Origin of the sequence: Amycolatopsis sp. WGS_07, from assembly GCF_045278895.1 — a bacterium.
Taxonomy (GTDB): Bacteria; Actinomycetota; Actinomycetes; order Mycobacteriales; family Pseudonocardiaceae; genus Amycolatopsis.
The window spans coordinates 6376288-6400050 of record NZ_CP136053.1 but is presented as its reverse complement, the minus strand read 5'-3'; the positions used below and the strand labels follow the sequence as shown (position 1 = coordinate 6400050).

The window sequence follows — 23763 nt, the reverse complement described above, 5'->3', positions numbered from 1 at the left end:
TCGGCCCAGCCCGGCCCGGCCCGACTCAGCCCGGCTCGGCCCGGCCCGGCTCGGCCCGCCCGGCCCAGCTCGACTCGGCCCAGCCCGGCCCGGCCCGGCTCGGCCCGACTCAGCCCGGCTCGGCCCGGCCCGGCTCGGCCCGCCCGGCTCAGCTCGGCTCGGCTCGGCTCGGCTCGGCCCGGCTCAGCTCCCCTCGGCCCGGCTCGGCCCGACTCAGCCCAGCCCAGCCCAGCCCGGCCCAGCTCGGCTCAGCCCGGCCCGGCCCGGCCCGACCCGGCCCGGCCCGGCCCGGCCCGGAAGGATCGCGATCACGGCTCGAAGCGCCTCGCGAGCGGCCAATCAGGCGATTTCCGCACCGCGACCTCGACGATCACCGTCTCTCCCCGATCGGCCTCCAGCGCGCGAGACTTCCGCAGGACGCCGGGCAAGCCGCGAGATCGCGCAGATCGGACGAGCGGATTTCGCCCAGACCAAGCCGGAGTCCTCAAAGGAACTCGGCGCGCGCGGCTGCCTCCCCGACAGTCACCGGATCAAGCTCGGGATGCGCAGCCTCAGCCCGCCCCCATTGCACAGCAGCATCCGACCCAATCCCTTGCGCCGCAGCGACATTGCCCAACCCCAGGTACGCCCGCGCCGCTTCGTGCGTGCTGCCGCAAGCCTCCGCGCGCGCCGCAGCTTCCCGGTACGCCGACGCGGCCTCGGCGTGATCACCAGCGCGGAATTTGGCCCAGCCCAGGCAATTCAGTCCCATCACGATGTCCAGTTCCAACCCCAAGTCCTCGAACACCGTCAAGGTCTCCTCGATCAGACGGGCGGCTTCCGCGGGGCGTCCCAGCGCGGTCAGGACCAGTGCGACGCCTCGCCTCGTGATGGCTCCGCTGCGGCGGTTGCCGGTCAGGTCGTAGAAGTCCGCGGCGGAATGCAAGTCGCGCAGGGCTTGTTCATGGTTGCCTCGGTAGTGGTCGGCCCAGGCGGAATGCGCGAGGGCGGTCGCTTCGCCGTGGCGGTCGCCGATTTCCCGGTACTCGCGCAGGGCTTGGCTGTAGCACCGCGATGCCTCGTCCAGGTCGCCGCGGTCGACGTAGGCGATGCCCAGGTTCGCGGTGGTCGCGGCGGCGGCCCAGCGGTTGCCGGTGGCTTCGGCGGCGGCGCGGGCCCAGCGGTGCGTCGCGATCCACGGGTCCCACAGCTTGGTCAGGTGGAGGAATCCGCGCAGGAAGAACGCCAGCTGCCAGCATCGCTCGGACTCGCCGGCCCGGCGGCAGAGGGCGACCAGGTTCGGCCATTCCGCGCGGAACCAGGCGATCGCAGCGTCCTGGTCCGGGAAGTCCACTTCGGGCAGCCCCGGCGGATACGCGACTTCCGGCCGGTAGCGCGGGCCGCTGATCGCGCGGTCGGCTCGTTCCGCCGTGGCGACGGAAAAGTCCGCGAGGCGGCCGAAGGCATCGTTGTCAGCGGCTCCGGAGGCGGCGAAAACCCTGACCAGATCATGGAAACCGAACCGGCCCAGCTCCGGCTGGGTGAGCAGGTACGCCTGGTGCAGGCGGTCGAGCAGGCGCTCGGCGGAGAGGGCGTCGAGCGAACCCAGCGCCTGCGCGGCGGTGACGTCGAAATCCGGGCCGGGGTGCAGGGCCAGCAGGCTGAACAGCCGCGCCTCCGGCTCGCCCAGTTGGCGGACGGACAACCGGAACGCGGCGGCCAGGCTTCGTTCGCCGTCGTCGAGTTCGCCCAGTCGCCGGGTTTCGTCGGCCAGTCTGCGCTCCAGTTCGGCGACATCCCACGCCGGGTGCGCGCGCAGGCGGGCCGCGGCGATCCGGATCGCCAGCGGGAGGCGGCCGCAGCGGTCGGCGATCCGCATCGCGGCGGCGGGCGGCGCACCGGTCACCGCGGCGACCAGCGCGGCCGCGGAATTCGAGGACAGGACGCCCAAGGAGACGTGCCTCGCCTCGTCCAGCGCGGGCAGCCGGGAGCGGCTGGTGATCACGACGCGGCATTTCGGTTCGGCGGGCAGCAGCGGGCGCACCTGCCCGGTGCTGCCCGCGTTGTCCAGCACCAGCAGGAAACTCCGGCCGCGCAGGCAGGTCCGGAACAGCGCCGCGCGGTCGTCGGGATCGGCCGGGATGCGGTCGGCGGGCACCTCCAGGATCCGGAGCAGCCGGTCGTGCGCGTCGGCGGGCGTGACCGGCTCGTCGGAGGTGCCGCGCAGATCCAGGAAGAGGCAGCCGTCGGCGAAGGACGCTTCGAGCCGGTACGCGCACCGCACCGCGAGCGCCGTCTTGCCCGCTCCGCCCATCCCCGAAATCACGCAGACGCCGCCGTCGGATTCGAGGATCTCGCGCACGGCTCGGGATTCCTCGTCGCGGCCGGTGAAGTCGGCGGTCACCGGCGGGAGGCCGGACGGGCGGACGTCCGGCCGGGTCCGGCGTTTGCCGGTTTCCGCGGGAATCAGTGAAGTGAGCGCGCCAGGAGTGTGGAATTCGGCTTCACATAGCGCCGCGAGCGTGGAATTCGGGGCCGCGAAGCCGGTTTCGACCTTGCTCAGGTATCCCTTGCTGTAGTGCACCCGGCCGGCCAGTTCGGTGAGCGACAACCCGGCCGAAGTGCGCAGCCTCCGCAATTCCGCCCCGAAAGTCGCGCGCGCTGTCATCCGCCTCCACCTTCTTTTCGCTCCCAGTATGACGATCCGGCAGGCACCGGGCCGCGGTCCGGTCACGGCGCGGTCCGCGCCGGAACCGGCGGCGCGGCCGGTCCCGGCCCGCCGGGATGGCCGAGCGCGAGGCCGGACACGAGTGCGATCCCGGCGAGCCAGAACGCGGCCCGCACCAGCAGAGAAAACGAACAGACGACCTTCACGGCAAGCTCCTTCGGCGGATTTCCGCCCGCCCGGTCGGCGGCTTGCCCCGAGAATGCGGGACTCCCCGCCAATCGGGGAAGGAGTTTCCCGTTTCCGCCTTAATCGCGTGAACGGGAAACCGGAGGCCGGATTGCCCGTGCGCGCCCCGCCGCCGGGAAAGGCATTCGGCGAGCGGGGACGGTCCGCATGGTAGACCCGGACGCGCGGGGACACGGCTTACAAGATTGAAAGCTGCCCGAACGGGATCTGCTGACTGCCCGCCAGCAGCACGGACAGGGCGCGCCACTCGCGTCCCCTCCGCACCGTCCGTCCCCGGAGCCCCGGCGGACGGCAATGGAGAGCAGTCACCCGCCGTTTCCGGAAGGCGCCATCCGAGCGAATTTCGCGCGCGGATAAACCGGATCCCGCCAGCCGTATGCGGGAATGGGAAATCATTACGGTCACAGTCCGTGCGGCGGTGCCGGGCAAGGCTGGACATCGGCGGCCGCATTGCGGAACAGTGGCTGCGGGCGGGGAGACGCGAGGGAGGAACGGGTGGAACCGAACGCGGCGGACTTGGTCGCGGAATTGAAAGTTCTCCGGAAGGGGCGCGGCGTATTCACCACTCCGCTCGGGATTCGGGTCGGGCCGGTCCTGCGCGAGGTGTGCGGGATTCCCGACAACGCGGAAAACGTCGAGATCCGCGACCGGCTCGCGCACGTGCTGGAACCGCTGGCCAAGACCCTCCCGGACGATCTCCGGATCGCCGTGCTCGCCGCGTTCGCGATGCACGAGCCGGCGCGCAAGCCGTTCTATCAGGAACGGGTGCACTGGGCCGCGCGCGAGCTGGACCGCGACGACCGCACGATCCGGCGGCGCATCGACGAGGGCATCCAGCACGTCGCGCAGCTCGCGCTCGCCAGTCCGCGCGAGGGCGGCGGACGGCCGGCTTCGGACGGCAGCTGGCACACCGAGCTGCTGCGCGTCTTCCTTGCGCTGGACCAGGATCGGCCCGAGGTGTTCGAGTTCCGGCGGATCGTCGCCGACGCCGACGAGGTCTCCGAACTGGACCTCGCGCTCACCCTCACCACCACGTCCGCGGCCTCCGGGCCGGTGCGGGAAAGCGATCTGGAGGTCGACGTCTTCCACGGCGGCACGCTGGTCCGCCGCGCGATGGAGTCGAACGACCGGGTCGGGCTGGCGCTGCGGCTGGCCGAACCGCTGCAGCGCGGGAAAACCCACGACCTCGCGCTGCGGTTCCGCGCGGAATTCCGGCATCCGCACTACGTGTGCGTGCCGCGGCATCCGGTCGACCGGTTCGACCTGCACGTGCGCTTTCCGGCCGCGCCGCCGACCGAAATCGTGCGGCTGGACCGCGTATTCCAGGACGACGCACGCGATCCGGGCGCGCGCGGCGACGTAGTGCACCCGGACGGCTCGGGCGAGGCGCACCTGCTGTTCGAACACCTCGCGCCCGGTTTCGCCTACGGCATCCGGTGGTGCCCGGCCGGCTGAACCGGCCGGGCCGGAGCCTCCGGTCAGTGCGTGATCATCGCGATTCCCCTTCCCGATCGGGACAACTCTCCGACCGCACCGGGATCGCGGCCGCGCGCCGCCGCGCTACCGGCGGGCCGAAGCTGTCCAAGATCTGTCCAGGTCCGCGCGGAACACGTTGCCGCGCAACGGACAGAAGCTGGACAACACCCGCGCCCGCGCAACATTCGCGCGCGGGCCCCCGATTCCCGGAGCAAGCGGGCGAAGACCGCCGCGGCCGCCCGTACGAAAGGAACGACCCTGATGCCCACCGCCACCGTGCCCGAACCGGTCGAAGGCTATGTGCCGCTCGCCGCGCTGCCGCGTCCCTCCGGACTGGCGCAGCGACTGGAAACCGTCGTCCGCGCGGCCCGCGACGGCGCCCCCGGCGCGGCTCCGGAACTGCTGGCGCTGCTGAAACCGGTGATCGCGCGCTACTGCCGGGCCCGCATCGGCGGCCGCGACCTGTCGTACCTGTCGGCCGACGACGTCGCGCAGGAAGTGTGCATCGCGGTCCTGCAGGCGGTGCCGGGCTACGAGGACCGCGGCGGCTCGTTCCTGCACCTGGTGCGGGCGATCGCGGCGAACAAGGTGGCCGACGCGTTCCGCGCGGTGTCGCGCGACCGTTCGCGGCCGGTGCCCGACCTCCCGGAGAACCCGGATCTCGGCGACGGCCCGGAATCGCACACGCTGACCGCCGACCTCGGCGCGGCGCTGGGCAGGCTGATGGCCGGGATGCCGAAGCTGCAGCAGGAAATCCTCACCATGCGCGTGGTCGTCGGCCTGACGTCGGCCGAAACGGCGAAGGCGCTGGGGATCTCGCCGGGCAACGTCCGGGTGACGCAATGCCGCGCGCTGGCGAAGCTGCGGGACTCGATCCGGGAGCAGGGGCTGGCCGAGGCGCTGCTCGCGTGAACTTGCCACATCCCGGCACTGGTCCGGACCACCGGCGAAAAAATCCGGGAAGTTCACCCGCTCGGGCCACGGCGGCGGGGCCGTGCGGCCCGGGAAGCCCGGTTCCGGACCGGCCTCAGCCCGCGTCGAGGCGCCGCCGCATCCGGCGCAGGAACGCGATCCGGTCGGTCTCGACGCGGACCGCCGTGCGGTCGGGATAGATGTCGAACACCCCGGTCATCCCGGTCTCGGCGAGCCGGCGGCCCGCCGCGCCGGACGGGTGCGCGAGCAGCCGCAGCACCACGCCCTCGGCGGCCGCGCGGTCCTGCGCGGCCCGCAGGACGTGCACGCCCGCGTCGCTCAGCTCGGTCAGCCCGGTCAGGTCCAGCACCAGCGCCATCGGGCGTTTGGCCAGCGCGAACGTCACCGCGCGCACCACCACCAGCGCGGTGCCGGCGTCGAGTTCGCCCGCCAGCAGCAGCGTGAGCACGTCGAGGTCGTCGTAGCGGTACGACGACTTCAGCCGTGCCGATCCCTGTGAGCCGGCTTCCATCCGCGTGCTGCACTCCCTGTCCAGGCGGGGCCCGTCGCGCCCGCACGTCCACCCGACACCATTCTGGACCTCCGGGCACGGTGACCGCGCTCACAGTCCACGTCCGCGCACCTCGGACGGCCGCTGCTCCGCTTGCCCTACGACGAAAGTCGGGAACTCTGTCAGCCCGACCTTCGGCGGGTTCCGTCATTTACCGACATTCACGACGGTGGGTCAGTACCTGACAGCTCCCCGCACCCACCGGAGATGATCACCAGTGCGAATCGCGCGCACCGCCGCAATCCTGTCCGGCTTCGCCTTCGCCGCCGCGGTCGCGGCCGCCCCGGCGAGCGCCGCTCCCGCCCAGCCCGCCATCATCGACGGCAGCAACGCCGACTCCCTGCACGCCGCGGCCCGGATGTTCGCCGGCGGCCAGGAACTCTGTTCCGCCACGATCGTCGCGCCCGACTGGATCCTGACCGCCCGGCACTGCACGCAGGGCGCGGGCGGCAAGCAGATCACCTTCCACATCGGCAGCCTCGACCAGACCCAGGGCACCGAGGTCTCCGCGACGTCGGTGCACGACTCCCCGACGCCGACATCTCGCTGGTCCAGATCGACCAGAAGGTCGAGACCGAGTACGCGCCGCTCGGCACCGCGAGCGACGTCAACGTCGGCGACACCGTCCAGGTCTACGGCTGGGGCGCGACCTGCACCGACCAGCCCGAGATCAACTGCCAGTCGCAGGTGCTGAAGGTGGCGAACGTCCAGGTCACCTCGGTCGACTGCCCGGACGGCGCGGCCGGCGTGTCGGTGTGCGCCAACCGCGGCGACGGCATCACCGCCGGCGGCGACTCGGGCGGCCCGATGTACGCGAACGGCAAGCAGGTCGGCGTCGCCTCGACCAGCGACCGCCAGTCCTACACCGCCTACATCAACGTCACCCAGTACCGCGACTGGATCAAGTCCGTCGCGGGCGTCTGATCCGCAGCGGCCCGGGCCCGGACGGATCCCCGGGCCCGGGCCGCTGTTTCACCCCTCCCCTCTTCCCTCCCCGTTCCTGGCCCGCGCGAGCACCTCCTCGATCCGCAGCGGGCTCGCCGGATGGTGGCTCAGGCACAGCGGCGTCGACACCCGCCGGAACCCGAACGCCTCCCCGGACACGTAGAACTGGGCCCGCTCCAGCCGCGAGATGTCCGCCACCGGGCTGCCTTTCGCCCGCGCCATCTCGTTCGCCGCGGCGATCTGCGCCGGGCTGTTGAGCCGCCCGAAGAACTGCGTCGTCGCGTTGCCGGCGATCTGGTTGTGCAGGCCTTTCGGCGCCTGCGTCGCGAACAGCAGCCCCAGCCCGTACTTCCTGGCCTGCGCGGCCAGCACGATCGTGCTCCGCGTGCTCGCGGTGAGCGATCCCGACGCCGCGAGCGTCTGCGCCTCGTCCATCACGAACAGCGCCCCCAGCGGCCGGTCCCCCGCCGGATTCCGCTTGATCCACGCGAACAGCTCCATCTGCAGCTGGTTCACGAAACTCTGCCGCTGGGATTCGGACGGCAGCCCGGCGAAGCTGATCACCGAGATCCGCGCGCGTTTGCCGTCCGCGGGGGTCAGCAGCAACGCCGGATCGACCGGGGTCCCAGCTCCGGCGAACAGCGGGTCGTTCACCATCGCCGCCTTGAGCAGCTCGGCGACCTCGGCCGCGATTTTCCTTCCGCCGTTGAGATTCGTGACGCCGTCGGGAAGATCGGCGAGGACCTGGATCAGCTCGGGCAGGCTCCGCGACCCGGTGCGCGCGTGGTGCACGATCGTCTGCCGCAAGACCGCCAGTCCGATGTCCGCCTTCGCGGTGCTGCCGGTGAGCCGGGCCTGCGGCGCGAGCGCGGCCACCGCCACCTCGACCGCCGCGGCGAACTCGTCCTCGTCGTCGAGCACCCCGGCGAAATCCGGCAACGGCTCGAACCCGAGCGGCCGCCCGTTGGCCCGGCCCGGCGTCCACACGACGACGTCGGTGCCGTCCAGATACCGTTCGGCGAGCTGAGCGTCCTCGGGCCCCCACCCGCTCGGCGGGCTCGGCCACGCGTCGCCGAGACGGGCGAGGTCGTTGTTCGGGTCCAGAACTATCGACGACACGCCGAGCAGGGCGCATTCCTCGACGATCCGGCGCAGGAGCACGGTTTTCCCCGAACCGGACCCGGCGAAGACCGCGGCGTGCTTGCGCAGGGCGGACAGTTCGATCCGGATGGGAGCGCCGGAGCCGGTTTCGGTGCCGAGAGTGAGGGTGCCGTCCGGTGGCGGGTGGGTCCCGTCGGAACGAGGGGCCTGCGCGGTTCCGTTGCGGGCGGATCGCTGCGTTTGCGCTGGTACGGCGGCGGGTTGCGGGAAGAGCGGCGGCTGGGTCGGTGAGTGCTGGGGCACGGTGCGCTCGGGGCGCTGCGCGGTGCTCTCGGCGCGTTGCGCGGTGTCGGGCAGGACGCCGGAGAGCAGCTGGGACCGACGCGCGGGACGGCGGTCGATGAGCCATTCGTGGACGTCCGGGCCGCCCTTGACGAACATCTCGTCCAGCGCCCAGAACGTGCGGACGTCCGCTTCGGACATCTTGCGCCGCTTCCCGCCGGCGGCTTCGAAGGCCCGCAGCTCGGCTTGGGTTTTCTCGCCTTTGGACCAGGAGGAATTCCGGATCAGGACGAGGTGGCGGTTGTCCGCGCCGGGCCGCAGCCCGGCGGCCGAACGCGCCTTGCGGAACCGGTTGAGCACCGCCAGCGGATGCCGCACGGAGATCGCCCGGAACGCCCAGTGCTCCTCGAGGTCGGAGTCCTCGTCGAGAGTGTGGGTGAGCCACGCGTGCAGTTCGTCCTCGCTGCCGCGAGCGTCCCACTCCATTTCGTCGTCGCCGACCTCGGTGATCCACCCGCGCAGCGCAGCCGACAGCAGCCGGGGCATCACCTCGTCTTCCACCTTGTGGTCGAGCAGCGCCGCCGGATCCGCCGCCGCGCGAAGCTGCTCGAACCAGGCGTCGAGTTCGGCGAAGCGGTCGGGTTTCGGCTCCGGGCGCGCGGGCAGCACCTGCGGTGCGATGGTGTCGAAGCTGGTCAGCTCCTGCACCCGTTCCGCACGGACGCAGGCGTCGATGTGCGCGCCGATCCGCTTCAGCAGCTCGCGCGGGGTGTACTCCTCCCACGGCCCGTCGAACGCCGAGGGCGCGACCGGCCACGTCGAATGCGGCGGGGTGAAATCCATCGCGGCATAGGCGACCCCGAGCCGCCGTTCCACCAGCCGCCTGCCGACCTCGGCGTCCAGCACCCGGCCGAGCGTCAGGGTTTCGCGGAAGCGGTCGGGCACGGTGTCCGCGGCCTTGTCCTTGATCAGCATCCACGTCGTCGGCAGGCAGGCGAGCACGGTCACCGTCCGCCGGGTGACCTCGCGCAGCTCCATCAGCCCGTCGGCGATCTGGGCGACGAGGAAATCCTCCTCCCCTCGGCTCCCGATCTCCTTTGTCTGCAACGAGGAACGGGCGATGAGCGTGTCGAGCTGGTCGACCCCGATCACGAGCGGGCCGGTGAGCGCGAGCAGCCGCGTGATGTCGTGCACCTGCCCCAGCGCGGATTTCGCCTTCGCCCGGATGCCCCACTTCCGGCGGGCACCCGACTTCGATTCCTCGGAACTGCCGAGGTACTCGTCGCCGATCTCGTTCTGAGTCAGGTCTTCGGCGGCGTACAGCACCAGCGCGCGGGCGGTGTCCGCGCACTCCACGGCGACCTGCCGGTCGAGCTTCCGGAGCCCGAGCACGAACGCGTCGAGGTGCGAACGGGTCAACGCACCCGTGCCCAGGAGGGCCGAGGTGGCCTCCCAGGACACGTCGCCGCGTTCGCAGACCCGGCGCACGAAGCTGCGCAGCTGCGTTTCGCCGGAATCGTCGGCCCGCAGCAGGCCGCGGCGCAGCGCGTCGGCGGTGTTCTCCCAGAACGCGTCGCCCGCGGTGAGGTCGTCGAGGAAGAAATAGCCGCCCGCCCGGTGCGCCGCCCGCCGGACCATGCCCAGCAGATGGGTCTTGCCGACGCCCTTCATGCCCTGCATGACCAGGCCGATCGGGCTCGGCCCGTCGCTCGCCGCCGCGTCGCGGATGCCGACGTCGATCGCCGCCATCACGTCCGCGTGCAGTCCGTCTACGTGGTACGGAGAATCCCGCCATACGTGGTCGGGAGTGTCCGCCCAGTCGAAACGCAAGGTCGCCAGTACGGCCAGGTGCTCGATCATGACGCCTCGATCGAAAGCATATGATTCTCTTCACCGCCGATGCGCACGGCCGCCGCCCGGTCCGCGGCGGTCAGCACCTTGCGGTTGGACTCGGGCACCAGTTTCGCTTGCCCGGTACGGCTCAGCTGCTTGAGCACCGCGTCGACCTCGGCGTCCGCGGCGTCGCCGAGCAGCGAACGGAGATCCGCCAGCCCCACCCAGCCGCGCGGCTCGCGCGCGAGTTTGCGGTAGGCCTGGAGAATCATGTCCTCCAGCTTCACCGCCTCCGGCGCGGTGCCGTCCCCGCCGGTGAAAACGTCCTTGAGGGAGACGTTGTGCAGCCGCAAGTACTCGAAGAACCGGTTCAGCGCCAGGTAAGCCACCACGGTCAGCGTGCTGCGCACCGGCTTCGGCGGGGTCAGCGCGGCTAGTTCCTCCTCGCACCAGACCCAGCCGTCGTCGGTCAGCTGGTGTACGAACGCTCGGCCGGATTTCCGGCTGCTGACGTATTTTTCGTTGAGTTTGTGCCGGTCTTTCCCGTCGAGGGCGAAGCCCGCCTTGGCGCGCAGATCCGGGTTCGACATTTCCTGGCCGTGCACCATCAGCGCCATCATCGCCGCGGACTGCTTGTGGCTCAGTCGTTCGTGCATCCGCCGTCCTTTCTCACCGGGCGGCCCGGCCGCGGGCGCGGCGGGGCGTGGGAATTCGCGGGGCGCGGCTAGCTGCCGGTCACCCGCACGTCGAGCACTCGCCGGGCCCAGTCCAGGACTTTCTGGACCCGGGGCGGCGGCGGGATCGCGTCGTCGTCGTCCCGGCGCGGGCGCAGCAGCACCGCCAGGTCCGCGCCGAGTTCTTGCGCTCGCACGCTGTCTCCGGCGCCGACCGCGGCGGGCATTTCGCTCGCGAGGTCGTCGACGAGGTCCCACAGTCCGGGCCGGAGGCGGGCGTGCACTGCTTGCCGCAGCAGGGAAACGAGGTCGGTTTGGCCGGTGTCGACCAGGGTCCGGCCCGCGCCGATCTCGTCGGCGAGGCTGCGCGCGACCTTCGCCGGGCCGTTCACCGAGCTGAGCCGCAGGTGCCGCAGATTGCCGAGGTATCCGGACAGCTCGCGCGGGTCGGTTCCTTCGGTGAGCACCGGGATCAGCCTGCGGTCCTGGCCCAGCGTGCGGTGCAGGAACAGCTCGACCTCCGCCAGCTGCCACCGGCTCGCCTTGCCGTCGATCACCAGGCACAGGTGCCGGGCGTCGGTCTCCGCGCGGCCGAGCCAGGACCGGTCGCCCGACAGCGACCGGCCGACCCGGATGCCGAGTTTTTCCAGCTCCGCCACCACGTTCTTGGACACCTCGAGGTTCGAGCGGGGCATGCTGACCTGGATGTCGTAGGCGAAGTTCTGCGTCTTGGTGCGCACCGCCGCCACGTAGGCGTCGCGGTTTTCGGCCAGCAGTTCGGTCCGGTCGAAGGAATGCGCGATCACCGCGGCGACCGTCTCCAGGGCGAAGCCGATCTGGTCCGCGCCGGGGCTTTTCTCCAGCAGCACGGGCAACTGCTCGCCGAAGGTCCAGTACGACACGTACGGCAGCGTGAGGTGCCGCGCGATCACCGCGGGCGGGACGTCCTGGTCCAGCCAGCTGTCGAACAGGCTTCGCGTCTCGTCGAGACAGATTTCCCGCCAGTTTTCCGAGCGGTCGTACTCCTCGCGCGTGTCGAACCGCGAGAGCACCGGCAGCACCGGGAGCTGCGGACGGTCGTAGGGCAGGGCGTTCCGTGCGGCATTCGCTCGGCGCGCGACATCGACCGCGCCGCGCAGGCTCTGCATGTTCGCGGTGTAGAGGACGACCAGCCGGTCGGGCAGATGCGCGGTGCAGATGCCGCCGACGTCGGAGATGCCGGTGCGGCTGTCGAGCAGGATGTAGTCGTAGTCCGCGGTCCACGCCTCGCGGCAGCGTTCGAGGTACTCGCCGAACTCGTCGTCGTACAAGCTTTCCCAGTCGATTCCCTGTACCTGCGCCGGGTAATCGGGGCTGTCGGCGCCCGCGGGAAGGAAGTCCAGCGCGCCGGTCACCGTGTCCAGTTCGACCGGGAGGACGTGCCGGTTCGGCTGGACGGAGCCCGCCCGGAAGTCGGCCACGAGGTCGACGACCCCGCCCTTCAGCGCCGGGTTCAGCCGCGGCCGGAAGTACTCGCGCAGGCCCGGCGCTTCGAGGTCCCAGTCGACGCACAGCACGCGATGGCCCCAGCGGGCCAGCAGCACCGCGACATTGGCCAGCGTGAAGCTCCTTCCCACCCCGCCTTTGTAGGAGTAGAACGTGATCACGGTTCCGGCCATCGCGTCAGAGCCTCGGGAAACGGGACGCGGGCGGGACATCCGGCTGCGGAGTGAGCACCGGCCAGTCCGCGCGCCACGCCGGCGCGTCGCTCAGCAGTTCCTCGATCTCGGCCGCGATGCGGTTCATCCGGTCGTGGAAACCGATGTATTTGGGCGAGACCTGGAATTGCTCGTACGGATGATTCCATTCGGTCAGATTCTCCCACCGGCGTTCGTGGGCGTACGGCGGGAAATTCTTCGAATCGCAGTAGATCACCGGGTAGATCAGGGTGGCCGGGCGGTCCCCGCCGGCCAGTTTCTCGCGGCGCTCCATCGAGGCCCACTCGGCGAGGCACCATTCGTCGTAGAAGTACTTCGGGGAGCACACCGGGACCAGGATCCTGGTGTGCCGCAAGGCGGAGCGCACCTCGTCCGGCCAGCGCCCGCCGACCCGGACCGAGCCGTCGAAGAACACCTCGGCCTTCCGGTCGAGGTTGCCGTCGAGCAGTTCGCGCAGCCGGGGCTGGAAATGGTTGCGCACCCATCGGGCGATCGGATCGGCGGTCCGCAGATAACTGATGAAAACATCATAGTGGTACACCTGGGCAGCGCTCCCCGTCGATTTCCGCGGCCGTGGCTGTGCTCGACTCGGCCACCGACGATACCTTCGGCCCCGGCGCGGACAAGGGACAGATTCTGGACACTTTGTGGCCGAAAACCCGCGGCCGCCGGTCGCGCCGGGGACCGGAGCCGAAACTGGACCGGTCGCTGCCGCCGGAATCCGAGGAGACCGATGTCCGCCCCCGCCGCACCGCGGATCTTCATCAGCTACGCCCACGACACCGCCGAGCATTACCAGCGGGTCGGGACCTTCGCCAGCTTCCTGCGCGCCCGGATCGGGCTCGACGTCCGGCTGGACCAGTGGGACGACTCCGCCCGGATCGACTGGTCGGACTGGGCGATCCGGAACATCCTCGCCGCCGATTTCGTCCTGGTGATCGCCTCGCCGGACTACAAACGGCGCGCGAACGGGGAGGCTCCGTCCCACGAGGGCCGCGGTTCCCAGTTCGAGGCCAGGATCATGCGCGACGCGCTCACCCGCGACCTGCACGGCGAGACCCGCCGCATCCTGCCGGTGGTGCTTCCCGGAGGCGCCGTCGAGGACATCCCGTCGTTCCTGACCCCGTATTGCACCACGCATTACCGGATTCCGGAATTCACCGACGACGGCGTCGCCGGGCTGATCTCCGCGATCACCGGCCGCAGCCAGAACGAGCGGCCGGTGCGCGGAATCTGGCGCGGCGCGGCGGATTCCGCGGCCGGGCCGACGCTGGCGACCGAATTGCCGTGGCGCGACAAGAGCGCGGACATCACGGCGGGCTCAGCGTGGATCGACGGAATCAGTTACGAGCACAGCGTCATTTTCCGGACCGCCGGGCCGACTTCCGGATCGTGGGTGTTCGCGGAAATCGACCTCGGCGGCGCGTACGCGCATTTCACCGCGGTCGCCGGAATTCTCGACGACGCCGACGACGCGGCATTCCAGACCGGCCTGTTCTGCGTCCGCCTCGACGGGGAAATCCGCCACCTCGACCATTCCGCGTTCGGCAGCCCGCGGCACACCGAACTCGACGTCACCGGCGTCCGGCTGCTGCGGCTGGAGATCTGCCGCCCGGCGGCGGGCGTCTCCCCGGCGGGCCCAGCTGCCCGCACGACCCGGCCGGCCGCACTGGCCTGGGGCACGCCGACCCTTCGCTGACCAGGTGTTTCCTGCTTTCCAGGAAACAGGAAACCCCTTGTCCGCCCTCGTTCCCGGATCGCATTCTGGGTGCACGCCGCCCGCTGCGGGCGGATCGCCGAGAATCACGGAAATCCCGCGAACCGCGAAAGCACGTCCTTTCGCGGCGGGGATTTTCCGTGCCTGGATCCGGGAGGGAGGTGCGGGAAATGCAGACGCACGGAATCGTTCTCATCCTCACGCTGCTGGGCCTGGTCTGACGAGGGAAGACGAGGCGACCGGCCGGATTCGCCGCGAGGGCGGATCCGGCCGGACCCGGTCAGCCGCGCGCCCGCAGATGGTCCCGCAGGGTCCGCGCGACCCGGGCCATCAGGATCTCCGCCTCCGGCTGGATCGCCGCGGGCACCCGGGATTCGGTGAGCGCGGCGACCGCGAAGCTCTGTCCGTCGGAGTGCTCCACCACCCCGATCTCGTGCCGCAAATTCAGCAGTGTCCCGGTTTTCGAGGACCATTTGGCGGAATCGGACGCGAAATCCGGAGCCAGCCGTTGGCGCAGCAGGTTTCCGCCCATCAGCTCCCGCACCCGCGCGGACACGTCCGGGTCGATCTTCGACGGGGTCCACAACGCGGTCAGCAGGTCGGCGAACGCGCGCGCCGAACCCGAACTCGCCCGCGAAACGTCCAGCTGCCGCACCGGATGCCCCTGTCCCTCGGTGACCGCGCCGATCGCCAGCGAATGCGCGAGGTGCACGTCGGCCTCGGCGAACCGTTCCACCGGCGTATCGCTCAGCTCCCGCACCGAATGCCGCACCGAAATGCCGGCGATCCCCCAGTCGCGCACGGTCCGCGTGACCTCCGCGGGCGAGGTGAGCGCGAACAGTTCGTCGGCCGCGGCGCTGTCGCTGATCGCCGAGGCCAGGTACATCAGGTCGGCGACCGCCACGCGCGCCGGATGCCGGAAGCGCGACAGCCCGGTCGGTCCCGCGGTGTCGATGCGGTCGGGCTCGATCTCCACCTGCCGCGCGCCGTCCAGCTCGCCGCGGCGGATCCGGTCCTCGGTCACCGCCACGAGCGGGACCTTGACCAGCGACGCGGTCGCGAACTGCAGGTCGGGCTCGATCCCGATCTCGCGGCCGGACCCGAGATCCCGGACGAGGAACGAACCGCGCAGCCCGCCTTCGTCGAGTTCGTCCCGCAGCCGCGCCAGCAGCGCCTCAGTGTTCACGGCGTCAGTCTGCCTCAACGCTCGCGCCGAGACAGCGGGCGATCGCGGCCCGCAGCGGCGTCCGCACCCGGTCGATGTCGTCGCCGAGCCCGGCCGCCACGTCGTACCCGCGCGCGAGCCGGACGCCGCCCACCGAACGCCACGCCAGCCCCAGCTCCCGCGCCTGATCCGCCGAGCACAGCAGCAGATCCGCCGAACTGAACACGCTCGCCGCGGCCGTCGTCAGCGTCGCGGCGACCTCCACCTGGGCGGGCAGCAGCCCGGCCGCGTCCCGCGCGCGGAACACCCGGTCGCGGACGTGCGGCACGTCGTCCTCGGGCTGCACCCACACCCGCCGCCGCGCGGCCGCCGACCGGCCCGCGCGCAGGGTTTCCAGGTGCAGCACCGGTTCGCCGGGCTCGGCCTCGCTCGCCAGCCCGAGCGGCACCGTCCACACCCCTCCTCGGGCGGCACCGCGACGAGCGCGGCCCGCACCTCCTGCGTCCGCACCAGTTCGGCACGTTCGGCAGGCCCGGCGACACGGAATTCCAGGAACACCTCGACCGTCCGCGCCTGCGCCTCGAGTTCGGCGAGATCGCGGGTGGTGGACGTGTCCGGGACCGCCAGCCGCAGCGGCCGCCGACGCGCGCGCTCGGCGTCGTGTTCCATCGCTTCGGCGAGCCGGACCAGGCGTTGCGCGGACGGCAGCAGGTCCCGGCCGAACGGCGTGAGCCGCGCCCGCCGCGTCGACCGGTCGAACAGCCGCTCCCCCAGATGCCGCTCGAGCGCCGCAATCCGGCGGCTGGCCACCGGCTGCGGGATGCGCGCGACCGCCGCGCCGCCGGTGAAACTCCCCGCTTCGGTCACGCTCACGAACGCCTTGCAGCAGCCGACCAAGTCCACGACCAGAGCTTATGCCAGATTCGCATCATTTCGCACAGAAGTGTCTTGGACCGCATGAACCGGCCGAGGGCAGGCTTCGGAGGAGTTGATCGACTTCGGAGGGAGAACCCGTGTTCCGCAGGCTGCCCCTGGCCGCGTTCGCATTGGTCGCGCTAGCCTCATGTGCCACACCAGCAACACCGCCCGCCCCGGCGCCGTCCGCCGCGCCTGCCGCGGCCAAGACAGTCGTCCAGCCGGATTTCGCCGCGCTGGAAAAGACTTTCGACGCGCACCTCGGCGTCTACGCGATCGACACCGGCGACGGCCGCGAGGTCGCCTATCACGCCGACGACCGCTTTGCCTACGCTTCCACGCACAAGGTGTTCAACGCGGCAGCCATCCTGCACCGAGGGGATGATCTGGCCCGGACGGTCACGATTCGGCAAAGCGATCTCGTGCCCAATTCCCCGATCACGGAGAAGCACATCGGGGAGCAAATGTCGTTACAGAGCGTCCTCGACGCTGCGCTCCGTTACAGCGACAACACGGCGGATAACCTGATGTTCCGCGAAATCGGCGGTCCGGGCGGGCTGGCTGCCGAGGTCCGCAGGCTGGGGGATACGGTCACCCACGTGGACCGCATCGAGCCCGCTCTCAACGAGACGAGCCCTGGTGACGTCCGGGACACGACCACCCCGCGAGTCTGGGCCAAGGACCTGCGCGCCGTCGCGCTCGACTCGGGACTCCCGGCGGACAAACAGGCCGTGCTCACCAAGATCATGCGCGCCAACACCACCGGTGCCAACGTGATCCGCGCCGGCGTGCCCGCGGACTGGCAGGTCGCGGACAAGACCGGTTCCGCCGATTACGCCACGCGCAACGACATCGCCGTGCTCTGGCCGCCGCACCGGGCCCCGATCGTGCTCGCCGTGCTGTCCGACCGTGCGCAGAAAGACGCGAAGACCGACGACAAACTGATCGCGCAGGCCGCCGCCGCGGTCGTGAAGGCGTTGCCGTGACGGGAATCTACCGAGTGGTCACCCACGTGCTCGCGGTGCTTTTCGTGCCGGTCGCGTGGGTGGTCGCGCGGGGCCGGGCACGGCACGTCGCGTGCCAGTGGGCGCTGGGGGCCCGCTACCCGGCCGAAAACCTCGCCGGGCTCACCCCCGGCACGTACGCCGCGTTCACCGCGGCGCGCACCGAAGCCCTGTGGCGGCACGGAATCCTGCTCGGCCTGACGTCCGGGCACCGCGACGCCGCGACACAGGCCGACTTGTTCCGCAAGGAAGTGCTGCGCGCCGGTTCGCCCGAACTCGCCCTGCAGCTCACGTTGCCGCCCGCGCAATCGCAGCACGTGCAAGGCGTCGCGCTCGACGTACGCCCGTACGAAGGCGCGCAATGGCTCGAAGTCCACGGCGCGCGATTCGGCCTGTATCGCGTGTACGACAACGAATGGTGGCACTTCGAGTACCACCCGGGCGGCCGTCCGCAGCGGCTGCCGCACCCTGGCCACACCGTCACCCGCGCGGCCAGCTAGTCCACTGTGGACCGCAGCGCGAGTCACGAATACGTGACGGAAGCAGAAGAGCCGTAACGGGTCCTCGGACCAGGCGATAACCGGATGTGCTCAGGGGCGTCCTGGGCCTGTCCGAACGGAAATCGCATGACTCGCCCGGTCTCGCACCGTCTCCTTCTGCGCTACGGCACCATCGCGGCCGCTGCCGCGCTCGTGTGCACCTCCTGCTCCGGCTCCGGCTCCGGCGGAACCGCCGCGCCGCCGCCCGCCTCGGCCAGCCCGGCCGCGAGTTCGTCGGCTGTGCCGTCCGCCGACCCGCTCGACCCCGCGGCCATCAAGGCCGCGATGAAGAAGTCGACCGCGGTCCACGTCAAGGGCTCGGCGAGCAAAAAAGACGGCAAGATGAAGGTCGACCTGCAGTTCAACAAGGACAGCGTGAGCGGCTCGATCGAGAAGGACGGCGTCGTGGTGCCGGTGCTGCGCGTCGGCGACAAGGTCTGGATGAAGTTCAGCGACTCGCTCGCCAAGAGTTCCGGAGTGCCCGCCGCGGGCGCCGCGATGCTGCGCGACAAGTGGGTGTCGCTCGACTCCAAGCTCGGCCAGGGTCTCGGCGAGGCGTTCAAGCTGTTCCTGGACTTCGACATCTTCGTCAGTTCCATGGCCTCCGAAGCCGACCAGCCCGGCTACGGCTTCGGCCAGCCCGCCGACGCGGCGGGCACCCTGGCGCTGCGGTACCAGAACGACGACACGACGATCTTCATCGAGGCCGTCGAACCGCACCGCCTGCTGCGGATGGAGTCGCCGAAGGAAGGCACGATGGAGTTCACCGGCTGGGACCAGCCCGTCCCGGCCAAGGCTCCGCCCGCCGAGGAGATCTTCTCCGGCCCCGGCTCCTGACCCGCACGGCCTCGCGTTCCCGTGCCGCTCGGGAACGCGAGGCCGTTCGTCCACTGTGGACCATTCTCCGGTCCCGTCCCGAACGGAAATCGCATGATTCGCCCGGTTCTCCTCCTCGCGGCCGCCGCCGTGCTCGTGTGCACCTCCTGTTCCGGCTCCGGCGGAAACGCCGCCCCGTCGCTGGCCAGCCCGGCCGCGAGTTCGCCGGTCAAGCCGTTCGACGCTCCTCCCGACGGCGCAGTGGTCGGCGAAACCGTCGCAGGCAAGTTGAAGGCCTCGGTCGCGCTCCATGTCAAGGGCGGCGACAGTCGAAAAGTGAAGCTCGACCTGCAGCTCAACCACGACAGTGCGGGCGGCACGATCGAGCAAGACGGCGTGCCGATGCAGCTGCTGCGCGTCGGCGACAAGGTCTGGTTGAAGTTCAGCGCCGAGATGGCCAAGGCGGCCGGGCTGACCGGCGAGGCTCTCTCCGCGGTGGTCGGCAAGTGGGTGCCGACGGACTCCTCGAAGGCCCGGCTGGCCGAGCTTTTCCGCGAGGGACTCAAGCGCGCCCTGAACCGCGACCTCTTCGTCGACAGCATCGTCGACGACCTGGACCAGCCCGGCTACTCCGCGGGCGAACCCGTCGACCTGGCGGGCACTCCGGCGATCCGGTACCGGAACGGCAGCAGGACGATCTACCTCGAGCGATACGGGTCGTCCTACGAGATGGCCCGGTACGAGTCCCCGAAGGAAGGCACGCTGGACTTCGACTGGAACGGAGACACGAAGCCGTTCAAGGCCCCGGCCGCCGAGGAGATCTACTCCGGCCCCGGCTCCTGAAGTTCTGCCGGGCGGGCGAACGAGTGCGACACTGCCCCAGATGATCGGTCTGCTGTACCCCACGCGCGATTGCGCCGAAGACGACTTCACCGCGCTGGCCGGCTGCCTGGACGCCCGGCCGGGGGTGGAGTTCGCCTACGTGCCCTGGGCCCGGCGCACCGTCGAGCGGGAAAACGTCCAGACGGCCGTGCGCGAGCTGAGCGAACCGGACCGCCTGGTCCGGACCGCCAAGACGTTCACGACGTCCCCGCGGGTGGTCAGCTGGGCCTGCACGAGCTGCAGTTTCGTCGACGGCGTCGCCGTGGCCAAGACGCAGACCGCCGCGCTGACGGACGCCCTGGACGTCCCGGCGAGCAGCACGTCGCTGGCGTTCATCGCGGCCGCCCATCGGCTCGGCCTGGACCGCGTCGCGCTCGCCTCGGTGTACGCGCCCGAGATCACCGACAAGTTCGCGGCGTTCCTCGCCGAGGAAAACATCGCCACCGTGCACGCCGTGTCGGCCAACGCCGGATCGGATCGCGACCTGGCCGGCTGGGACAGCGACCGCATCCGCGACCTGGTCCGCTCCGCCGGCTCCCCGGACGCCCAGGCCGTCCTGCTCCCCGAAACCGCCCTGCACACCGCGCCGCTGCTCGCCGAACTCGAAAATCTCGCCGGAAAACCCGTGCTCACCGCGACGCAGGTGACGCTCTGGCACTGTCTCACCCTGCTCGGCCGCCCAGCCGCCGGGCCGGGGCTCGGCGCCCTGCTCGCCCACCCGCATTAGCGTCCACTGTGGACAGATGAGTAACCGGGCCGGATCGCGGGTAGCCGCCGGGCATGAGCAGTCATCTGATCGCCGTCACCGTCGACTGCCGCGACGCCGACGCGCTCGCCGAATTCTGGCGGGAAGCACTGGGCTACCCGCGGACCGAACAGTGGCAGGACAGCCACGGGCTCGGCTACGTCGAGCTGAAGGCGCCGGACCGGCCGTCGCTGCTGTTCCAGCCGGTGCCCGAGGGGAAGACCGGCAAGAACCGGCTGCACCTGGACATCGCGCCGGACACGGTGGAACAGCGCGACGAGGTGTCCCGCCTCGTCACGCTGGGCGCGAGAGTCGTGGAAGATCCGGAAAACGACCACTGGATCGTGCTGAAAGACCCCGAGGACAACGAATTCTGCGTACTCCCCGGCGGTCCTGACCCGCGCCCGGCCGGGGGCTACGATCTCCGCCGTGCCCGATTCCCGCGTGCCCGCCCGTCCCGATCTCGGCATGCTCGCCGGGCGGCTGCTGTTCGCGGTGCAGCGGGAGCTGTTCACCGCGCTGGCCGCCGAGGGCTTCGACGACCTCAGCCCGCGGCACGGCGCGGTGCTCGCCTATCTCGGCCCGGACGGTTCGCGCGCGACCGAGCTGTCCCGCCTGTCCGGGCGGCGCAAGCAGGTCATCGGCACGATGGTCGACGAACTCGAAACCCTCGGCTACGTCGAACGCCGCCCCGACCCGGCCGACCGGCGCGCGAAACTCGTCTGCCCGACCTCCCGCGGGCAGGCCATGATCAGCGCCTCGGCCCGCGTGCTGGCCGGGATCGAGGACCGGCACGCCCGGCGGCTCGGCCGGAACGAGTACGAGGAGTTCAAACGCGTGCTGGCCGAGGTCACCGACCAGCAGCGGCACTTCGCCGGGCAGTGATCACTGGGGCGGCCACCCCTGCGGCGGCTGACTCTGCGGCGGCCACTGCCCCTGCGGCGGCCATTGCCCCGGCATCGGCTGCTGGTGCGGATACGGCTGCGGCGTCCCGTACTGCGGCGGAACCGGCCCCGGCTGCGGATACTGCTGCAACGGATACTGCGGCATGCCCGGACCCGGTGCCCCATAAGGCATCCCGTATCCCACCGGCGGAGGCGTCTTCGCGGACACCGCAGGCAGCCACAGAACCACCGCCAAGACCGTCATCACGCCGTACGCGACACTGTCCCACCAGGAATGGAACTGGATCGCCAGTACGAACGAACACAGCAGCTGCACCGGAGCACCCCAGAGCAGAATCCGGCCGACCCGCTGCCGCCGCGCGAAAATCATCGCCACGCCGACGAGCACTGCGATCGCCAGCAGCAAGGTCACCACCAACAGGCAATCGGAGAGAGTGCCGATGCCGCTCACTAGGTTGTCTACCGACCAGATTCCCCCGTATGCCACGCAGATCTCCAGCAGCGCGAGCATTTCCAGCAGCACCAGCGGCACCGCCACCGCGATGCCGATCCCCGTCACCTTGGGCCGCTCCAGCGGCTGCGTCATCCCGTCCCCCTCCGTCACCCTCCGGAGGGAAGAGTCTACCAACCGCATCCACCGTCCACAGTGGAACAACGCCCCCGGTCCCCGCGACCGGCCCGTACGCCCTCTACGATCGGGCCCGTGACCGCCTACGACGACGTTTTCGACGACCTGGACGCTTCGGCCCTGCCCGAGCGGCAGCAGCGCATCCTCGCCACCATCCGGGACTGGGTGGGCAGGCACGGGTACTCGCCGAGCACGCGCGAGATCGGCGAAGCGGTCGGGCTGCGGTCGACGTCCTCGGTGTCGAAGCATCTCGCCGCGCTGGAGGACAAGGGTTTCCTGCGCCGCAGCTCGACGATGTCGCGGCCGATCGACGTGCGCGCCTTCCTCGGCGACCTCCCCTCCCGCGAAAGCGGCGACTCCGTGCCGGTGCCGGTGGTCGGCGACATCGCGGCCGGCACGCCGATCGCCGCGCAGGAGCACGTGGACGACGTGATGCAGCTGCCGCGCGGGCTCACCGGCCGCGGCACCGTCTTCGGGCTGCGCGTGCGCGGCGATTCGATGGTCGACGCGGCGATCTGCGACGGCGACATCGTGGTGGTGAAGCAGCAGGCCGAGGCGCATTCGGGCCAGATCGTCGCCGCGATGATCGACGAGGAGGCGACGGTGAAGGTCTACCGCCGCCGCGACGGGCACGTGTACCTCGAGCCCCGCAACCCGGCCTACGACGTGATCGACGGAGACCGGGCCACGGTGCTCGGCGTGGTCGTCTCGGTGCTCCGCAGCATGTGACACCGTGAGCGACGGCGCCGGGGAGAACCGGCGCCGCCGCTCACGACCCCCAGCAGCCTCAGTCGACCGCCACCGGCACCCGGGCGCCGGCCAGGGCCGGTTCGGCGGATTCGGCCGCCCGGCCCTGCCACGGCCGCGCGATCAGCCACAGCACCAGCCCGGACACCACCAGTCCGCCGAACATCACCGCGGCCATCGCGACCGCGTTGTTGCCCAGCAGGCCGACCACCGGCGAAACCGCCGCGCCGACGCCGAACTGCACCGCGCCCAGTAGCGACGCCGCCGTCCCCGCGTTGTCGCCGTGCGCGTCCAGCGCGACCGCGGGCGCGTTCGGCAGGATCAGCCCGGCGAAGAACAGCACCACCCACACCGGCACCGCGACGCCGAACATGCCGCCGAAGCCGGTCAGCGCGGTCACCAGCAGCACCGCGGCCGACACCGCCGCGGCGACGCTCGCCACGAGCAGCACCTGGTGCGGTTCGAACCGGTTCATCAGCCGGGCGTTGACCTGCGTCGCGGCGATCAGCCACACCGCGCTCGCCCCGAACATCAGGCCGAACTGCTGCTGGTCCAGCCCGTACTGCTGCTGGAACACGAACGACCCGCCGCTGACGAACGCGAACAGCCCGGCCATCGCGAACCCGGCCACCAGCACCAGCCCGACGAACGAGCGGTCGGTGAACAGGCTCCGGTAAGACCGCACGGTTGCCCGGAACTGGAACGGCTGCCGCCGCGCCGGCGGCAGGGTCTCCGGCAGCGCCAACGCCGCCGCGATCCCGCTCGCCAGGCCGATCGCGGCGAGCACCACGAACACCCCGCGCCAGTGCGTCCACGCCAGCAGCGCGCTGCCGAGCGTCGGAGCCAGTACCGGGGAAACGCCCATCACCAGGATGAGCTTGGACAGCAGTTTCGCCGCGGCGCGATCGGTGTAGAGATCGCGCACGACGGCCAGCGCCAGCACCGCGCCCGCCGACGCCCCGAGCCCCTGCAGCACGCGCGCCGCGCTCAGCAGCTCGACCGTCGGAGCCACCAGGCACAGCAGCGACGCGAGCACGTGGATCGCGCTTCCCGCGACGAGCGGGATCCGCCGCCCCATCGCGTCCGAAAGCGGGCCGGCGATCAGCTGACCGAGCCCGAGCCCCAGCACCGTTCCGGTCAGGGTCAGCTGGATGGTCGACTCCGTCGTCGACAGTTCGCGGGTGATGTCCGGCAGCGCCGGCAGATACATGTCGATGGACAGCGGCCCCAGTGCCACCAGAACGCCCAGCACGAGCACCAGCTTCAGCTGGCTCCCGGCTTTCGGCGCTTCGCGTGTTTCGTTCACGCCACTCCCC

The 23763-nt window shown here is 70.9% G+C and carries 20 protein-coding genes and 3 pseudogenes; 12 read left to right on the top strand and 11 right to left on the bottom strand.

The window, feature by feature from the left end; all coding sequences use genetic code 11:
- Positions 1 to 484: 484 nt before the first annotated feature.
- Complete coding sequence (locus RPX00_RS30295; RefSeq protein WP_406630472.1) at positions 485 to 2647, bottom strand: tetratricopeptide repeat protein; 2163 nt, start codon at positions 2645 to 2647, stop codon at positions 485 to 487.
- 62 nt (positions 2648 to 2709) lie between these two features.
- Positions 2710 to 2853: a hypothetical protein gene (locus tag RPX00_RS30290; RefSeq protein ID WP_406630470.1), complete on the bottom strand. Its 144-nt coding sequence runs from the start codon at positions 2851 to 2853 to the stop codon at positions 2710 to 2712.
- A 535-nt stretch (positions 2854 to 3388) separates the two neighbouring features.
- Between RPX00_RS30290 and RPX00_RS30285 the strand changes: the two genes are divergently transcribed.
- Both RPX00_RS30285 and RPX00_RS30280 read left to right on the top strand, forming a co-directional pair.
- A complete protein-coding gene (locus RPX00_RS30285; protein ID WP_406630468.1) occupies positions 3389 to 4348 on the top strand; it encodes a hypothetical protein in 960 nt (319 codons plus the stop codon).
- Positions 4349 to 4630: 282 nt separating this feature from the next.
- A complete protein-coding gene (locus RPX00_RS30280; RefSeq protein WP_406630466.1) occupies positions 4631 to 5281 on the top strand; it encodes a sigma-70 family RNA polymerase sigma factor in 651 nt (216 codons plus the stop codon).
- A 115-nt stretch (positions 5282 to 5396) separates the two neighbouring features.
- Here the strand turns inward: RPX00_RS30280 and RPX00_RS30275 are convergent, their stop codons facing one another.
- Positions 5397 to 5813 carry an STAS domain-containing protein gene (locus tag RPX00_RS30275; RefSeq protein WP_406630464.1) on the bottom strand — a complete coding sequence of 139 codons (417 nt, stop codon included), beginning with the start codon at positions 5811 to 5813 and terminating at the stop codon, positions 5397 to 5399.
- A 256-nt stretch (positions 5814 to 6069) separates the two neighbouring features.
- Between RPX00_RS30275 and RPX00_RS30270 the strand changes: the two are divergent.
- Positions 6070 to 6776 (top strand): annotated as a pseudogene (locus RPX00_RS30270) (S1 family peptidase).
- Between the two features lie 48 nt (positions 6777 to 6824).
- Here RPX00_RS30270 and RPX00_RS30265 read toward each other — a convergent pair.
- The 4 genes from RPX00_RS30265 to RPX00_RS30250 all read right to left on the bottom strand — a co-directional run bounded on the left by RPX00_RS30265 (position 6825) and on the right by RPX00_RS30250 (position 12925).
- Positions 6825 to 10040, bottom strand: coding sequence for an ATP-binding protein (locus RPX00_RS30265; protein ID WP_406630462.1), 3216 nt, complete (start codon positions 10038 to 10040; stop codon positions 6825 to 6827).
- A complete protein-coding gene (locus RPX00_RS30260; protein ID WP_406630460.1) occupies positions 10037 to 10669 on the bottom strand; it encodes a hypothetical protein in 633 nt (210 codons plus the stop codon). The genes RPX00_RS30265 and RPX00_RS30260 overlap by 4 nt, the downstream gene beginning before the upstream one ends.
- A 68-nt stretch (positions 10670 to 10737) precedes the next feature.
- Positions 10738 to 12345: a tyrosine-protein kinase family protein gene (locus RPX00_RS30255; protein ID WP_406630458.1), complete on the bottom strand. Its 1608-nt coding sequence runs from the start codon at positions 12343 to 12345 to the stop codon at positions 10738 to 10740.
- A 4-nt stretch (positions 12346 to 12349) separates the two neighbouring features.
- Entirely contained in the window at positions 12350 to 12925 is a 576-nt protein-coding gene (locus tag RPX00_RS30250) for a toll/interleukin-1 receptor domain-containing protein (protein ID WP_406630456.1), read from the bottom strand.
- 192 nt (positions 12926 to 13117) lie between these two features.
- Between RPX00_RS30250 and RPX00_RS30245 the strand changes: the two genes are divergently transcribed.
- On the top strand, positions 13118 to 14083 hold the full coding sequence (locus RPX00_RS30245) for an SEFIR domain-containing protein (protein WP_406630454.1): 966 nt from the start codon (positions 13118 to 13120) through the stop codon (positions 14081 to 14083).
- 298 nt (positions 14084 to 14381) lie between these two features.
- On the opposite strand, the gene RPX00_RS30240 is transcribed toward RPX00_RS30245, so the two are convergent.
- Together RPX00_RS30240 and RPX00_RS30235 are read right to left on the bottom strand one after the other, a co-directional pair.
- Entirely contained in the window at positions 14382 to 15287 is a 906-nt protein-coding gene (locus tag RPX00_RS30240) for a serine hydrolase (RefSeq protein WP_406630452.1), read from the bottom strand.
- A gap of 4 nt (positions 15288 to 15291) precedes the next feature.
- Positions 15292 to 16169: pseudogene (locus RPX00_RS30235) on the bottom strand (LysR family transcriptional regulator).
- Positions 16170 to 16279: 110 nt separating this feature from the next.
- Between RPX00_RS30235 and bla the strand changes: the two are divergent.
- The 7 genes and pseudogenes from bla to RPX00_RS30200 all read left to right on the top strand — a co-directional run bounded on the left by bla (position 16280) and on the right by RPX00_RS30200 (position 21052).
- Positions 16280 to 17167, top strand: a complete 888-nt coding sequence (gene bla / locus RPX00_RS30230; RefSeq protein ID WP_406630450.1) for a class A beta-lactamase — start codon at positions 16280 to 16282, stop codon at positions 17165 to 17167.
- Positions 17164 to 17685: a D-alanyl-D-alanine carboxypeptidase family protein gene (locus tag RPX00_RS30225; protein WP_406630449.1), complete on the top strand. Its 522-nt coding sequence runs from the start codon at positions 17164 to 17166 to the stop codon at positions 17683 to 17685. Before bla ends, RPX00_RS30225 begins: the two co-directional genes overlap by 4 nt.
- 126 nt (positions 17686 to 17811) lie before the next feature.
- Positions 17812 to 18561 carry a hypothetical protein gene (locus tag RPX00_RS30220; protein WP_406630447.1) on the top strand — a complete coding sequence of 250 codons (750 nt, stop codon included), beginning with the start codon at positions 17812 to 17814 and terminating at the stop codon, positions 18559 to 18561.
- A gap of 93 nt (positions 18562 to 18654) precedes the next feature.
- A complete protein-coding gene (locus tag RPX00_RS30215) occupies positions 18655 to 19383 on the top strand; it encodes a hypothetical protein (protein WP_406630445.1) in 729 nt (242 codons plus the stop codon).
- A 40-nt stretch (positions 19384 to 19423) separates the two neighbouring features.
- Positions 19424 to 20149 (top strand): decarboxylase, encoded by a 726-nt coding sequence (locus tag RPX00_RS30210; protein WP_406630443.1) that lies wholly within the window; start codon positions 19424 to 19426, stop codon positions 20147 to 20149.
- Positions 20150 to 20202: 53 nt separating this feature from the next.
- Positions 20203 to 20538: pseudogene (locus RPX00_RS30205) on the top strand (VOC family protein); the annotation flags it as partial.
- Positions 20539 to 20596: 58 nt separating this feature from the next.
- A complete protein-coding gene (locus tag RPX00_RS30200; protein ID WP_406630441.1) occupies positions 20597 to 21052 on the top strand; it encodes a MarR family winged helix-turn-helix transcriptional regulator in 456 nt (151 codons plus the stop codon).
- Here the strand turns inward: RPX00_RS30200 and RPX00_RS30195 are convergent, their stop codons facing one another.
- Positions 21053 to 21658: a hypothetical protein gene (locus tag RPX00_RS30195; RefSeq protein ID WP_406630439.1), complete on the bottom strand. Its 606-nt coding sequence runs from the start codon at positions 21656 to 21658 to the stop codon at positions 21053 to 21055.
- Positions 21659 to 21775: 117 nt separating this feature from the next.
- Between RPX00_RS30195 and lexA the strand changes: the two genes are divergently transcribed.
- Positions 21776 to 22429 carry a transcriptional repressor LexA gene (gene lexA / locus RPX00_RS30190; protein ID WP_406630437.1) on the top strand — a complete coding sequence of 218 codons (654 nt, stop codon included), beginning with the start codon at positions 21776 to 21778 and terminating at the stop codon, positions 22427 to 22429.
- A 58-nt stretch (positions 22430 to 22487) separates the two neighbouring features.
- On the opposite strand, the gene RPX00_RS30185 is transcribed toward lexA, so the two are convergent.
- On the bottom strand, positions 22488 to 23753 hold the full coding sequence (locus RPX00_RS30185) for a Bcr/CflA family multidrug efflux MFS transporter (protein ID WP_406630435.1): 1266 nt from the start codon (positions 23751 to 23753) through the stop codon (positions 22488 to 22490).
- Between the last annotated feature and the right edge of the window lie 10 nt (positions 23754 to 23763).